The 13,453-nt window shown below is 55.9% G+C and carries 12 protein-coding genes and 1 pseudogene; 9 read left to right on the forward strand and 4 right to left on the reverse strand.

What is annotated here, in order from left to right; translation table 11 throughout:
- Positions 1 to 35: 35 nt before the first annotated feature.
- The 6 genes and pseudogenes from NFH97_RS16900 to NFH97_RS16925 all read left to right on the forward strand — a co-directional run.
- A pseudogene (locus NFH97_RS16900) lies at positions 36 to 464 on the forward strand (SMODS domain-containing nucleotidyltransferase); the annotation flags it as partial.
- Positions 465 to 638: 174 nt separating this feature from the next.
- On the forward strand, positions 639 to 1,277 hold the full coding sequence (locus NFH97_RS16905) for a nucleotide-binding domain-containing protein (protein ID WP_349625512.1): 639 nt from the start codon (positions 639 to 641) through the stop codon (positions 1,275 to 1,277).
- A gap of 39 nt (positions 1,278 to 1,316) precedes the next feature.
- The gene (locus tag NFH97_RS16910; RefSeq protein WP_349625204.1) at positions 1,317 to 1,817 is read left to right on the forward strand and encodes a BsuBI/PstI family type II restriction endonuclease; all 501 of its coding nucleotides are present in this window, start codon (positions 1,317 to 1,319) and stop codon (positions 1,815 to 1,817) included.
- Between the two features lie 39 nt (positions 1,818 to 1,856).
- Positions 1,857 to 3,203 (forward strand): anti-phage END nuclease, encoded by a 1,347-nt coding sequence (locus NFH97_RS16915; protein WP_349625205.1) that lies wholly within the window; start codon positions 1,857 to 1,859, stop codon positions 3,201 to 3,203.
- 43 nt (positions 3,204 to 3,246) lie between these two features.
- Positions 3,247 to 4,968 carry an LA2681 family HEPN domain-containing protein gene (locus tag NFH97_RS16920; protein ID WP_349625206.1) on the forward strand — a complete coding sequence of 574 codons (1,722 nt, stop codon included), beginning with the start codon at positions 3,247 to 3,249 and terminating at the stop codon, positions 4,966 to 4,968.
- Positions 4,969 to 5,461: 493 nt separating this feature from the next.
- Positions 5,462 to 6,454, forward strand: a complete 993-nt coding sequence (locus NFH97_RS16925) for a serine/threonine protein kinase (RefSeq protein ID WP_349591304.1) — start codon at positions 5,462 to 5,464, stop codon at positions 6,452 to 6,454.
- A 46-nt stretch (positions 6,455 to 6,500) separates the two neighbouring features.
- On the opposite strand, the gene NFH97_RS16930 is transcribed toward NFH97_RS16925, so the two are convergent.
- Positions 6,501 to 7,082 carry a TraB/TrbI/VirB10 family type IV secretion system protein gene (locus NFH97_RS16930; RefSeq protein ID WP_349591303.1) on the reverse strand — a complete coding sequence of 194 codons (582 nt, stop codon included), beginning with the start codon at positions 7,080 to 7,082 and terminating at the stop codon, positions 6,501 to 6,503.
- Between the two features lie 445 nt (positions 7,083 to 7,527).
- On the opposite strand from NFH97_RS16930, the gene folE reads away from it, so the two are divergent.
- The 3 genes from folE to NFH97_RS16945 all read left to right on the forward strand — a co-directional run bounded on the left by folE (position 7,528) and on the right by NFH97_RS16945 (position 10,180).
- A complete protein-coding gene (gene folE / locus NFH97_RS16935; RefSeq protein ID WP_045993969.1) occupies positions 7,528 to 8,085 on the forward strand; it encodes a GTP cyclohydrolase I FolE in 558 nt (185 codons plus the stop codon).
- An 85-nt stretch (positions 8,086 to 8,170) separates the two neighbouring features.
- Positions 8,171 to 8,590, forward strand: a complete 420-nt coding sequence (folX, locus tag NFH97_RS16940) for a dihydroneopterin triphosphate 2'-epimerase (RefSeq protein WP_045993970.1) — start codon at positions 8,171 to 8,173, stop codon at positions 8,588 to 8,590.
- A gap of 129 nt (positions 8,591 to 8,719) precedes the next feature.
- On the forward strand, positions 8,720 to 10,180 hold the full coding sequence (locus tag NFH97_RS16945; protein WP_045993971.1) for an NAD-dependent succinate-semialdehyde dehydrogenase: 1,461 nt from the start codon (positions 8,720 to 8,722) through the stop codon (positions 10,178 to 10,180).
- A 181-nt stretch (positions 10,181 to 10,361) separates the two neighbouring features.
- Here NFH97_RS16945 and purH read toward each other — a convergent pair whose 3' ends face one another.
- From purH to dusB, 3 genes are all read right to left on the reverse strand, one after another.
- Positions 10,362 to 11,942, reverse strand: coding sequence for a bifunctional phosphoribosylaminoimidazolecarboxamide formyltransferase/IMP cyclohydrolase (gene purH, locus NFH97_RS16950; protein ID WP_108132872.1), 1,581 nt, complete (start codon positions 11,940 to 11,942; stop codon positions 10,362 to 10,364).
- A gap of 78 nt (positions 11,943 to 12,020) precedes the next feature.
- Positions 12,021 to 12,353, reverse strand: a complete 333-nt coding sequence (gene fis / locus NFH97_RS16955) for a DNA-binding transcriptional regulator Fis (protein ID WP_045993973.1) — start codon at positions 12,351 to 12,353, stop codon at positions 12,021 to 12,023.
- The gene (dusB, locus tag NFH97_RS16960) at positions 12,350 to 13,417 is read right to left on the reverse strand and encodes a tRNA dihydrouridine synthase DusB (RefSeq protein WP_083970531.1); all 1,068 of its coding nucleotides are present in this window, start codon (positions 13,415 to 13,417) and stop codon (positions 12,350 to 12,352) included. Before dusB ends, fis begins: the two co-directional genes overlap by 4 nt.
- Between the last annotated feature and the right edge of the window lie 36 nt (positions 13,418 to 13,453).

Here is a 13,453-nt window from a genome sequence, read left to right on the forward strand (position 1 = left end):
TTGTTTTCTCAGTTTCGTGAAAATTTAGCCGTCAAAATTCTGATAGCATTTCGACAAGCTATAAGAGAATAACAAAGTCGCTTAATAAGAGGTTCTGGGATTCAGATTCAGATTTCACACATTGTCGTCAAGTCGGATCTTATGGACGTTACACAGCAATCAATGGTGTAAGTGATCTGGATATGATATTCGAGTTGCCTTGGTCACTTTATGATGAAGTGCAAGGGTATTCTGGAAATAAACAATACAAGCTTCTCTCAAAAGTATGCAATGCTTTAAAAGACACATATAGAAACTCAGATATAAAGGTCGATGGGCAAATTGTTGCAGTAAAGTTTACTAAAGGTCATGTTATTGAGTTGGTCCCAGCATTCCGATATACCAACGGGAGTTATAAGTATCCAGACACAAGAGATGGGGGGAGGTGGAGAGAGTGTGACCCTGTTGCAGAGCAGATGAAAATGAAAGAGGTGAATGATTCAAAGAACAAAAATTTGAGGGTGTTGTGTAAGATGCTTCGTGCATGGAAAAACGAGCATGGTGTGCCAATGAGTGGCATACTAGTAGATACCTTAGGGTATCATTTCATTCGCTCTACAAGTGATTATGATTCTTTCTCTTATAGCTCTTACAAACACATGGTTCGTGATTTTTTCGGTTTCTTAGTCGAGCAAGACCAAGATAAAGAATACTGGAGAGCACCGGGAAGTGGTTCTCACGTATATAAAAAATCAAACTTTCATCCGAAAGCCAAAAAAGCTTTGAGGCGGTGTGAGGAAGCTCTTGATGATGACAACCCTGATAAAAAGTGGCGAGCTGTTTTTGGTAGGTCCTTCCCTCTTGAAAGTAGTCTAACGGAAGATGTTAAAAAATCGGATCGTTCAGCTTCTTATACTGATACCGAGCAATTTATAGAAGATCTTTTTCCGGTTAACATCAAGCATAGACTTGTCATTGATTGTGAGATAAATGCGGAAGGCTTACTCAAGGAGAAGCTGTCGAAAGTTTTTGGGTTTAAGATACCTACCGGTAAGGGGTTGAATTTCTATGTTAAACACATTGACCGAATTCCTAAGTCCGTTACCTATTATTGGAAAGTAAGAAATAAAGGAAAGTGGGCTGTAGCCAGAGATCAGATACGGGGGCAGATAAGGCAAGGTAATGCAGATGGTAAGCATAGTGAGAGCACTTCTTTTTCTGGCGATCACTTTGTAGAGTGTTATGCTGTAGTTGAAGGTGTGTGTGTGGCAAGAGATAAGATAAAGGTTCCTATTTAATTTATATGTTTAATGGATGTTAATGGTGGGGCGGACGAAATGAAGGTTGATAAGATTTTGTTGTCAGATTTTCTCAGTCCTGCCCTTTTGGGAAGCCATAGGGCTTCTATGGTTGCTGGGTTTCTGAATCGCTATAAGCTTGGCTTGTCCCCTAAAGATTATGAAGTTTTATTTTTTGGGCTTTCAGATGTGATGGAGCCGTCGTGCTTCATTGATGAAGATGCTTTGAATAATATAGGTCTGCATTCCTCTGATGTTGCTAGTTTGCTTGGCCTAGTGTTACTTGATCGATCTAATGAGAATCTTGACTCGGTTGCATTCAATAAAGTTGATGGTGTTGTCAATGAAAATAAAAAGAAGCTGCTTGATGAGTCACTACGGTTGTGTAGGCTTGGTAGAAATTTAATCACAGTGTTCTCTGACAGGCATGATTATGCCGAGGTGGCTGATCAGGTAGCATGGGGCACTAAAGTATGGATAGCCAATGAGCCCGATCATATGATTCATTACGATGATAAGCCCGTGATACAGGCACGGTAGTTGAGTTCTGGGTGGGTGAAAAGTGAGTAAGGAGGCTCTATGAAGTTTTACGGCAACAAGGTCAACGGCTCATACCTTCGTGACGTATTGCCATCAAATGATCACGATGTTGAGCTTGTGAAGGCAGCTATCGCCTATGGAAGTGATGCATCCACTCTTCTCCAAAACTGTCTTGATAACAAGCTTCGCCTTGATATCTGGATGCGATACGACCACACCGTTCCAGTGGCACCAATGCTACTGCGGAAGTTGCTCGAAAACGTGGGCAACAACATATTCTGTAACCTTGTGCCTGATATTCTTCACTCAAAAGTGATTTGGTGGAAAGGCTATGGAGCATACATCGGCTCAGCCAACCTAACGGATAGGGCTTGGTTTACAAACATCGAGTTTGGTGTGTTCCTGAGCGAAGAAGAGCTTTCAGCAGATGACTCGTTAGGTCAATTAGAGTTGTTTTTTGAAAACTTATCTGCGTATGAAGAGATATTCCCACTGACGGAAGAGGTTATCGTAGAGCAAGAAGCTCTATACGAGATGAGAAGAAGTCAGTTGCGAACGATTGACGATGCCAGCAAGAAGAAAAGGAAGCATGATGTTTGGGAGGGACCAGCGACTCACACGACCCCTGAGAAAGCCTATGATGCCCACAGAGCCCGTTTTATAAGGGAATGGGGCGATGGGCTATCTTATCTCAGAAACATTGCCAGACAGGCTCCAGAGTATCGTCCTGCATGGCTCAACGAGAGTGTTCCCGCAGAGTGGCAGGCTGATCAATTCTTACATGCCTACTATTACAACGAAGTGAAGGATGGTGCAAAGCATCCTTACGAAGACTTCCATGCCAAAAACAAGGCAGATCCAGCGAAAGCCTTAGAGGCTGGCTTGAAGTGGTGGTCACGACTACGAGAACCACCATCCGACGAAGACCATAACTGCCACGAAAGGGCTCCTGTAATCCATGAGTTGCTGTCAAAAGAGAACATAGGCGACTTAACGGTTGAGGGCTTTGCTGATATCTGCAAAGCGAACCACTCCACTGCTGACCACGTTAAACGTATGAGGTTAGGGACATTGGGTATTGATGAAGCTCGTGTTCCAATGGAGCAGCGAGTAGAAGCCTTTGCTGAATGGTTGTGGACAAAGAAGAACCAGTCAGGTCAAACCATCAAAGACCTTCTGATTTATGTTATGGCCTCAGGAAAACCCGAAGACATTGGCGATAGGCTGTTTGAGGCAGCATATAGCGAGAAGCGGAAGTTCCCCCATTTTGGTATCAACCAGATATCCGAGATGACTGGTTGGGCTAGGCCGGAGCTTTGTCCACCTCGCAATGGCAGGACGAGTAAGGGCTTAAGAGCTTTAGGCTATGATGTGAAAATTCATTGATATTGTTAATTAAAATCTTTCTATTTATTTAAAAGGTGACTCTATGGAGGGGGCAGAACAGGTTCTTATGGATAGAGATAGCCTTGCTCTCTTTACAGCTAGGGCAGATGAGCTAATTGATAGCAAAGATCATCGAGCAATAAAGTCAATATGTGATAAATTTAAAGAGACTGATTTTGTTTTTGAGTCATCCTATGATGAGTCTTGCTATTATTATTCTGTTGCCAATCTCTATGCCGAACTTTACAGTTATTCTCAGCTAGACTGGTTTTCTGATGATCTAAGCATGGCTGTGCTTTATTTTAGAAAGGCACTTCATGCTATTGGTGAATCTCCTTTTAGAAAAGAAGAAATATACCTTAAATCATGCATAGAAACGAATCTTGCTAACAACTTGTCATCCCAAGGTAGAGCACTATGTGCTATTCCATTTTATGACTCAGCTATAAATAAAGGAAACCCAATAGCTTTTATTTCGAAAGCAAGAAACGAACTTTTCATAGCTGATTCTCTCTACGATCAACGCCATTCTATATATCATTTAAGGTGTGCTTACAGCAATTTCCTTGAAGCAGAAAACCTAAAGAGTCTGATGCATCCCTTTCAACGAGAGAGTGTTGCGGAGGGTAGTCCCCTCAAAAATTTCAGCAAGTGGTATCAAGACAAAAGTAAAGACTTTGATTTCAACGACGAGTTCGAGCTAGGTGGTATAGATAGAAAGGAGAGAGAATACCTAAACTGGGTAGATAGAGAAAAGTTATTTTTAAATGATTTGAATTATATCCTTTCTGGTGATTTGGTTAAGCAAGATGTTTTGTCCTTGCCGAGCTTTGTGTCTTCTATAAATCAAACTCTTTCGCTGAGCGAAAGTCTAGCATATCATGGTAATTTTGATGAGCTTAAAAATGATTTTTGTTATGCAAGATACTTACTGTTTGTCGGGCTAAGCATTCCTGAAGATACTGATCATTTTTACAATAAAACATATCGTCACGTTGATGACTTCTCATACTCTATTAACAATCTGAAAACATCGCACTATAAAAATTCTTTTAGGGTTTTTTACTCGCTGCTAGATAAGATAGCTTATTTCATTTATAGGTTTTTTGATCTTGGCCCTATTGGTAATGATAGTGGAGTTAGCTTCATAAGCATTTTTGTGAATACGAGAGGCAAAACTGCAAAACCTAACAAAGCTCTAGAAAGTAGTAAAAACCCTTTTATTCATGCATTGTTTTTTATTCTTAAAGATATCCGTGAATTAAAGTCATACACAAACATCAGTAAATGGGTTGATCCTGATGTGGCTAGTTATGATGAGATCAGAAATGCAATGGAGCATAGGTCTCTTAAAATTGTAGATGATTTCGGTAAAGAGTCTGTGAGTCGAGATTATAGATTTCATGAGAATGAAGTTGAAAGGGTAAAAGAAGAGATAAGGTTGTTGCGGTGTGAGATAGCAGGGGTATTTCCTAAGCTTAGAGAAGCTAAGCAGTCTCGCGACGTAAATAAAAGGGAAGAGGCTGAGGCGGAAAAGAGTTCTTTGGAGTCTCAGGTGGATGTGCTCCAGAAAAAATTAAATGAGAAAGAAAAGCTTTCCTCGCACTCTGTATTGGTTTCAATAACTGAGTTCGAAAGGAGACTCAAAGGGTTGGCTAAGCTCTGTAGGAATTCGCTGATGTATCTCTCTCTTGCTATTGAGTATGAAGAGAGTCAAAAAGAGAGAGATGGTTTAGTGGTATCAAGGGAGGTTCCTTTAAAATAATTTCGTCTCTTTTCTGTCCCAACAAGTTGAGTTAAACAAAGACTTGATAGCCTATGGCCTTAGGCATAGGTAAGCCAGAAGCCTATCGTAATTAGGTCATCATATGATTAGGGTCAATTTCAATTACTCCGCTTAACCTAAAGTATAATATTTATCATTTGTATATGCCTGTAGCCCTCTTGGTGGAAGAAAACCATCCATCAAAGTGCAGAGTTGTCCCTGTGGTCCTGAAGCCAGAGTTGTTCCTTAGGCAAGTGGACAAGAGGTTTTTGAAAAAAATGATCTAAAAGCATGGGGTTATGGTTGGACAACTTAAGTTTTGGATGACGTCATGACCACCGGGGCCACCCTTGAGCGGCTGGCGCAGGCCTGTCGCCGCGCGGGCGCGCGCCGGGTAGATGCCTGGGCGCTGGCGAGGACGCCGCCACCCTGGCTCTGTTAAGCTCGGCGCCTCTCGCCTCGTTTGATATTTGTGCTTTTACCCGGAGCCCCCATGACCACGACCCCCACGCCCTTCAGTGAACTTTCTCCGCAGCGCGTGGTGGAGGCGATCGAATCACTGGGCTTGTGGCTGCCCGGCGAGCCCTTTGCGCTCAACAGCTACGAGAACCGCGTCTATCTGGTGCAGGACGATGACCGCAAGCGTTGGGTGGCCAAGTTCTACCGCCCTGACCGGTTGAGCGATGAGGCCATCGGCGAGGAGCACGCCTTCCTGCGTGAGCTCGACGATGCCGGGGTGGCGGTGGCGGCCCCCTGGCGCAACGACGCTGGCGAGAGTCTGCACCGGGCGGGGGGCTACCGCGTGGCGCTGTTTCCCCACCTGCCCGGCCAGGCGCCCGAGCTCGAGAACCCCGACCATCTGTTCGCCCTGGGTGAGCTGATAGGACGCGTCCACGAGGTGGGCCGGCGCGGCGAGTTCGCCCATCGCTGTCGGCAGGAGCCCCGCGCCATGGCCGAGCAGGCCCGTCGCACGGTACTCGAGAGTCCCTGGTTGAGCGAGCGTCAGCGCAAGGCCTACGAGCGCATCTCGCAGCAGTTGATCGAGGCGCTGGCACCACCCGCGGGTGTCAGCGCACCCATGCAGAGGGTTCACGGCGACTGCCATATCGGCAATATGCTGGGGCGGGAGGATCGCTTTGCGCTGGTCGATTTCGACGACGCGATGATGGCGCCGGCGGTACAGGACCTGTGGATGCTGTTCACCGCCCAGGGGCCGGAGGAAAGGGCGATGCAGCTATCGGAGGTGATCGAGGGCTACGAGCAGGTGATCGATTTCGATCGCCAGCAGCTCGCCCTGATCGAACCGCTGCGCGCCCTGAGGTTGATGCGCCATAGCGCCTGGGTGGTGGCGCGCTGGGACGATCCGGCCTTTCCCCGGGCGTTTCCCTGGGTCGCCGACGCCGGCTACTGGGACGAGCACATCCGCCAGCTGGAGCATCAACGTCTGGCCCTGGCGGATTCCGAGCGCTGGCTGGCGGGTGGCTGACAGATGGGGTCTGGCGGACGCCGTGTGCTGTCCGCCATAGGTGCCGCTACTCGGACGGAGTGGTCTGGCTCGACGGGGTGGCCTGCTTGGTTTCGGTGTCGGCGTCTTCGCCACGACGTTCGGCGTTAAGCTGCGCAGACGGATTGGGCATCTGCTCGATGGCCAGCGGTTCGGTCAGTTCCAGCTGAAACACGCGGTCGGCGTCCAGGCGGCAGCCGCCGTCATCGCAGGCGGCGATGCCGAACTGGCCATCCTCGTCATAGGCGCCGGCGATGAGTTCGCCGGAGTAGATGTGGCTTTCGCCGCCATCGGTCTCGACGCAGGTGAGGGCCTCGGTGGTGATACGCAGGCGTTGGCCATCGCGCTTGGCGTCGCCGACCAGCACGCAGTAGTGGGGCAGGTCGGTGCGTCCCTCGGCATCGGCGGCGGGCTTGAGCATGACATCATCGAGCCGCTGTCCGGCGGAGTCGAGGTCGATGCCTTCGATAATGCTGACATCGATGCGTGCCTGGGCGGGTAGCTCCAGGCTGTCCGCCATAGCGGGCGTCATGCTGGTCAGGGCGCTGAAGGTCAGAATGGCGACGAGGGGCGTGCTGGGCCGGGCAAGCAGGCGGCGAAGGGCAGGCATTGGCGATTCTCGCGATATGGCTGGCGAAATGCGGGCAACAGGACGGGTAGCTGCATGGAGGCATGCCACCGACAGTGTCGCCTGGCACATGGACAACCTGATGACGATAGCACAGGGCTGTCGGGTGGACAGCTATCGCTCTCGTTGCGCGACACTCTGTCACGTACCTCGTCGCGACGGTGACGGCAATCTCCCAATAGGCCTCGGCAACGGGCTTTTGCAGCAGGCTGTGGCAAGATCGGGTGTCGCGCCGATTTCTCGCCAATGATGGGGGGTGACGGTGGGCAAAAACGCCAGGCGAACTGCGGAAGGCGACACGCTGCGGTAGACTATCGCTCACGCAATGCAAAAGCTATACTTCAAAAATTCTTTGTACAGGTTTTGTGGAGCCAGGCGGGCCGCCTGGTGTTCGCCCGAGCCGACGACTCCCCTGAAGGGCTGGATCATGACTGACGAACTCGCCAATCACTATCGACACATCATTGAGGAACTGGGCGAAGACCCGGAGCGAGAAGGGTTGGTGGATACGCCCAAGCGTGCTGCCAAGGCCATGCAGTTTCTCAACCGCGGCTACACCCAGTCGCTGGAAGAGATCGTCAATGGTGCGGTGTTTTCGTCCGAGACCGACGAGATGGTGCTGGTCAAGGACATCGAGCTGTACTCCATGTGCGAGCATCACCTGCTGCCCTTCATCGGCAAGTGCCATATCGCCTACCTGCCCAACGGCAAGGTGCTGGGACTGTCCAAGTTTGCCCGGATCGTCGACATGTACGCCCGCCGCATGCAGATCCAGGAGAATCTGACCCGTCAGATCGCCGATGCCGTGCTGCAGGTCACCGATGCCCGGGGCGTGGCCGTGGTGGTGGAGGCGCGACACCTGTGCATGATGATGCGAGGGGTCGAAAAGCAGAATTCCAGCATGACGTCCTCGGTGATGCTGGGGGCCTTCCGCGAGAAGCCGAGCACCCGTCAGGAGTTCCTGACGTTGGTCAACAGCCGCTGAGGGGCCGGTTCTACGGCCGCCGCACGAAGCGCTGAAGCCGATGCTTTTCGTTTACCGCTTTCAAGCATGACGCACGGGAGGGGCCATGTCCCTGCATGTACTGGGTGACCAGCATCTGGATCACGACCTTGCCACCATCCGCATCAAGAACCTGCGGTTGAGGACCTTCATCGGCATCAAGGAGGAGGAGATCCTCAATCGCCAGGACGTGGTGATCAATGCGGTGATCCGCTACCGCGCCGACAAGGCGGTGGCGTTCAATCATATCGAACAGGCGCTCAACTACCGCACCATCACCAAGCAGGTGATCGCGCTGGTGGAGGAGAACCGCTTTCAGTTGCTGGAGCGGATGACCCGCGAAGTGCTGGACCTGATCATGAGTCACGAGCAGGTGCTGACCACCCAGGTGGAGATCGACAAGCCCCATGCGCTGCGCTTTGCCGACTCGGTGTCGATCACGCTGTCGGCCTCGAGGGCACCGCGGGATCAGGATTCGGTGAGTTGAGGCGACGGCTTCGAGTTGGCGATCGGCCAGCGGAACGCTTAGCATGAAAGCTATATGGTCGTCGCGCAGTCGCTGAAGCGTCGTCGCAAGTCAATGCAGTTTTCCGTCAAGCCCGAGCCAGGAGCCTTCATGAAAGCCCTTAACGACATGCCGCTGTTTCGCCCCTTTGCCTATATCGACGGAAGCTGGGTGGCGGCCGACAGCGGGGAGCAGATCGACATCGTCAATCCGGCCAGTGGCGAGACCATCGCCCAGGTGCCTCGCCTGGGTCGCGCCGAGACCGAGGCGGCGATCGACGCGGCCGACGCCGCCTTGCCGGCCTGGCGCGCGCTGACGGCCCAGGAGCGGGCAGACATCCTGATGAAGTGGTACGAGCTGATGCTCGAACATCAGGACGAGCTGGCCACCATCATGACCCTCGAACAGGGCAAGCCGCTCAAGGAAGCCGCCGGCGAGATCGTCTATGCCGCCAGTTTCCTGCGCTGGTTCGCCGAGGAAGGACGCCGGGTCTACGGTGAGACCATTCCGGCGGCCAAGGCCAACCAGCGTATCGTGGTGACCAAGCAGCCGGTGGGTGTCTGCGGCGCCATCACGCCCTGGAACTTCCCCGCCGCCATGATCACCCGCAAGGCTGGCGCGGCCCTGGCGGCAGGCTGCACCATCGTGGTCAAGCCGGCCAGTCAGACCCCGCTGTCGGCCACCGCGCTTGCGCTGCTTGCCGAGCGCGCCGGGGTACCGCGTGGGGTGTTCAACGTGGTGCCGGGGTCGGCCAGCGAGATCGCCGCGGCCCTGACCGAATCACCGGTGGTGCGCAAGATCACCTTCACCGGTTCCACCGAGGTGGGGCGTACCCTGATGTCCCAGGCGGCCCAGCATATCCAGAAGATCTCGCTGGAGCTTGGCGGCAACGCACCGTTCATTGTGTTCGAGGACGCCGATCTGGACGCGGCGGTGGACGGCGCCATGGCGGCCAAGTTCCGCAATGCCGGCCAGACCTGCGTGTGTACCAATCGCTTTTTGGTGCAGTCCAGCGTCATCAACGCCTTCAGCGAGAAGCTGGCGGTGGCCATGAACAGCGAACTGACGGTCGGCGACGGCACCACCGAGGGTGTCAACATCGGACCGCTGATCGACGACAAGGCAGTGGGCAAGGTCAACGAGCATGTCCAGGACGCGGTGGACAAGGGTGCCGAGCTGTGGATCGGTGGCCATCCCCATCCGCTGGGTGGCAACTACTTCACGCCGACCCTGGTCAGCGGTGCCACCAGCGAGATGAAGGTGGCCCGGGAAGAGACCTTCGGTCCGCTGGCGGCGGTATTCCCGTTCGATGACGAGGAGGACGCCATCGAACTGGCCAACGACACCGAGTTCGGTCTGGCGGCCTACTTCTACTCGAAGGACCTGGGCCGGGTGTGGCGAGTGGCCGACGCCCTCGAGTACGGCATGGTCGGCATCAATACCGGCCTGATCTCCAACGCCGCGGCGCCCTTCGGTGGGGTCAAGGCCTCCGGCCTCGGTCGCGAAGGCGGGCACCAGGGCCTGGCCGAGTTCCTCGAGACCAAGTACCTGTGCATCGATCTCGGCGAGTAAGTCGCTGTCTGCCGCCATCCTGCAGGTGGCGGCAGACCGCTCAGCGATAGCACACACACAAGGGCCCCGACGCATGCGTCGGGGCCCCTTGTCGTAGATTGGCGGGTAGATTGGCGGGCGGCTCCTGGATGGGCCAGAACCGGCGGGGCCTGGGGCCCCGCCGCGGCGCCACGCGACCGCGTCAGTGGCGGAAGTGGCGCATACCGGTAAACACCATGGCGATGCCGGCCTCGTTGGCGGCGTCGATGACCTCCTGGTCACGCATGGAGCCGCCGGGCTGGATCACCGCGGTGATGCCGGCGCTGGCGGCGGCGTCGATGCCGTCACGGAAGGGGAAGAAGGCGTCGCTGGCCATCACCGAGCCGGGCACAGAGAGGCCTTCGTCTGCGGCCTTGATGCCGGCGATGCGGGCCGAGTAGACACGGCTCATCTGGCCGGCGCCGACGCCGATGGTCTGGCCTTCCTTGACGTAGACGATGGCGTTGGACTTGACGAACTTGGCGACCTTCCAGGCGAAGGCCAGGTCACGCATCTCCTGCTCCGAGGGCACGCGCTCGGAGACCACTGTCAGGTCGTCGCGGGTGACCGTGCCCAGGTCGCGGTCCTGGACCAGCAGACCGCCGGTGACGCGCTTGAGGTCGTGGGCCGGTGCCATCTGACCGGGCCAGTTGGCGCTGACGTCGAGCAGGCGCACGTTCTTCTTCTCGGCGACGATGGCCTGGGCCTCGTCGCTGACCCCGGGGGCGATGATCACCTCGACGAACTGACGATCGATGATGGCGCGGGCGGTGTCGGCGTCCAGCGGCACGTTGAAGGCGATGATGCCGCCAAAGGCGCTGGTGGGATCGGTGGCGAAGGCCTTGTCGTAGGCCGCAAGAGCGCTCTCGCCCACGGCCACGCCGCAGGGATTGGCGTGCTTGACGATGACACAGGCGGTGTCGTCGAAGCTCTTGACGCACTCGAGCGCGGCATCGGTGTCGGCCACGTTGTTGAACGACAGCGGCTTGCCCTGCAGGGTGACGGCGGTGGAGACGCTGGGTTCGCTGGCGCCTTCTTCCACGTAGAACGCCGCCTGCTGGTGGGGGTTCTCGCCGTAACGCATGGACTGCTTCTTGGTCAGCTGCAGGTTGTAGGTGCGCGGGAAGCCGTCCTCTGCGCCCTCGACCCGACGGCCAAGATAGTCGGCGATGGCACCGTCGTAGCCGGCGGTGTGTTCAAAGGCCTTGACCGCCAGGTCGAAGCGGGTGGCCTGGGCCAGCGCGCCACCGTTGTCACGCATCTCTGCGATCACCCGGTCGTAGTCGTCGGCGTTGACCACGATGCTGGTGTAGGCATGATTCTTGGCGCAGGCGCGCACCATGGTGGGGCCGCCGATGTCGATGTTCTCGATGGCGTCTTCCAGGCTGCAGTCAGGACGCGCCACGGTGGCGGCAAAGGGGTAGAGGTTGACCACCACCATGTCGATGGGCGCGATGTCATGCTCGGCCATGACCTCGTCGTCCTGGCCGCGACGCCCGAGGATGCCGCCGTGGATCCTGGGGTGCAGGGTCTTGACACGGCCATCCATGATCTCGGGAAACCCGGTGTGCTCGGACACCTCGGTGACGGCGATGGCGTTGTCGGCCAGCAGGCGGTAGGTGCCGCCGGTGGACAGCAATTCGACGCCCATGTCGGCGAGGGCGCGGGCGAAGTCGACGATACCGGTCTTGTCCGACACGCTGATCAGGGCGCGACGAACGGCGAGAGAGGAGGGCTGGGCCATGGGGATGTCTCTGTTGCGAAGGGAAGCGAAGGGCGCCTTGGCGCAGAAAAGGGAGCCGTGGGCTCCCTTGGGGTCGGGTCAGATCAGTTCGTAGTGCTTGAGCTTCTTGCGCAGGGTGCCACGGTTGAGTCCGAGCATCTCTGCGGCACGGGTCTGGTTGCCGTTGGTGTAGACGAGCACCGACGACAGCAGAGGCGCCTCGACCTCGGCCATCACCATGGCGTGGAGGTCGGTGACGGTGCCGCCGTCGAGATGGTCGAAGTAGCGTTCCATGGCGGCGAACACGGCCTCGCGCAGGGGACGTTCGTCACTGGCCTGCGGTGCGGAGGGTGCCAGGCCGTCGAGGCCACGCTGAGAGGTGTCGAGTTTGGAGGCGGACACCGACTGGTCGATGGGTTGCTGGCTGGTCATGCGGCACGGGTTCCATGGTGTGCCACGGCCCTGGCCACGCGCTCGGGGGCGCTGGCGGGGTCGTGACGAAAGAGTTCGTCGATAAAGTCGCGCTGGGCCTGGGTCGAGGTCAGGCCGTTGAAGGTGGCCTTGAGCTGGCGACGGCCATCGTCGTCGAGGCGTCGATCGCTGGACAGGTACCAACCCAGATGCTTGCGCGCGATGCGCACGCCCATATGGTCACCGTAGAAGGCGTGCAGGGCATCGAGGTGAGAGCCGAGGACGTCGCGTCGTTCCGCGTCGGAAGGCGCCGGCAGGATTTCGCCATGGCGCAGATAGTGGCTGATCTCGCGGAAGATCCAGGGGTTGCCCTGGGCGCCTCGACCCACCATCACCGCATCCGCACCAGTATAGTCGAGTACACGCCGAGCCTTTTCGGGAGACGTGATATCGCCGTTGGCAAAGACCGGGATGCTGACCCTTGATGCTACCTCGGCGATGGTCTCGTACTCGGCTTCGCCCTGATAGCGTTGCTGGCGATGACGGCCGTGGACGGCCAGCGCCTGGATACCGGCATCTTCCGCCAGCCGGGCGATGCGCACCGCGTTGTTGGATTCGGCGCACCAGCCGGTGCGGATCTTCAGGGTCACCGGCACGTCGACGGCGGCCACCACCGCATCGAGGATCTCCGCCACCAGCGCCTCGTCCCGCAGCAGGGCAGAGCCCGCGGCCTTGTTGCAGACCTTCTTGGCCGGGCAGCCCATGTTGATGTCGATGATCTCGGCGCCCTGTTCGGCGTTGAGGCGGGCGGCGGTGGCCAGCATCTCGGCGTCGCCGCCGGCGATCTGCACCGCCCTGGGACCGGGTTCGCCCCGGTGGTCCATGCGCAGGCGCGACTTGCGGGTGTGCCACAGGCTGGGATCGGAGGTGACCATCTCGCCCACCACCAGTCCCGCGCCCAGGCGACGACAGAGCGCGCGGAAGGGGCGGTCGGTGACCCCGGCCATGGGCGCAAGGATCACCGGGCCGGCCAGCTGATGCGGGCCAATGCAGGTGGTGATGCCTGAATCTTGCTGTTGCACCATGGGGGATCTGGGATCGTGGTCTGACATGGGAGCTGC

Source organism: Halomonas sp. SCS19, from assembly GCF_040147015.1.
Lineage (GTDB): Bacteria > Pseudomonadota > Gammaproteobacteria > Pseudomonadales > Halomonadaceae > Halomonas > Halomonas litopenaei.

Coding starts and splice junctions, on each gene's coding strand:
- NFH97_RS16905 (WP_349625512.1), top strand. CDS start 639: ATGGTTCGTGATTTTTTCGGTTTCTTAGTCGAGCAAGACCAAGATAAA.
- NFH97_RS16930 (WP_349591303.1), bottom strand. CDS start 7,082: ATGCCTGCCCTTCGCCGCCTGCTTGCCCGGCCCAGCACGCCCCTCGTC.
- folE (WP_045993969.1), top strand. CDS start 7,528: ATGACTGACGAACTCGCCAATCACTATCGACACATCATTGAGGAACTG.
- NFH97_RS16920 (WP_349625206.1), top strand. CDS start 3,247: ATGGAGGGGGCAGAACAGGTTCTTATGGATAGAGATAGCCTTGCTCTC.
- NFH97_RS16915 (WP_349625205.1), top strand. CDS start 1,857: ATGAAGTTTTACGGCAACAAGGTCAACGGCTCATACCTTCGTGACGTA.
- fis (WP_045993973.1), bottom strand. CDS start 12,353: ATGACCAGCCAGCAACCCATCGACCAGTCGGTGTCCGCCTCCAAACTC.
- dusB (WP_083970531.1), bottom strand. CDS start 13,417: ATGGTGCAACAGCAAGATTCAGGCATCACCACCTGCATTGGCCCGCAT.
- NFH97_RS16910 (WP_349625204.1), top strand. CDS start 1,317: ATGAAGGTTGATAAGATTTTGTTGTCAGATTTTCTCAGTCCTGCCCTT.
- NFH97_RS16945 (WP_045993971.1), top strand. CDS start 8,720: ATGAAAGCCCTTAACGACATGCCGCTGTTTCGCCCCTTTGCCTATATC.
- purH (WP_108132872.1), bottom strand. CDS start 11,942: ATGGCCCAGCCCTCCTCTCTCGCCGTTCGTCGCGCCCTGATCAGCGTG.
- folX (WP_045993970.1), top strand. CDS start 8,171: ATGTCCCTGCATGTACTGGGTGACCAGCATCTGGATCACGACCTTGCC.
- NFH97_RS16925 (WP_349591304.1), top strand. CDS start 5,462: ATGACCACGACCCCCACGCCCTTCAGTGAACTTTCTCCGCAGCGCGTG.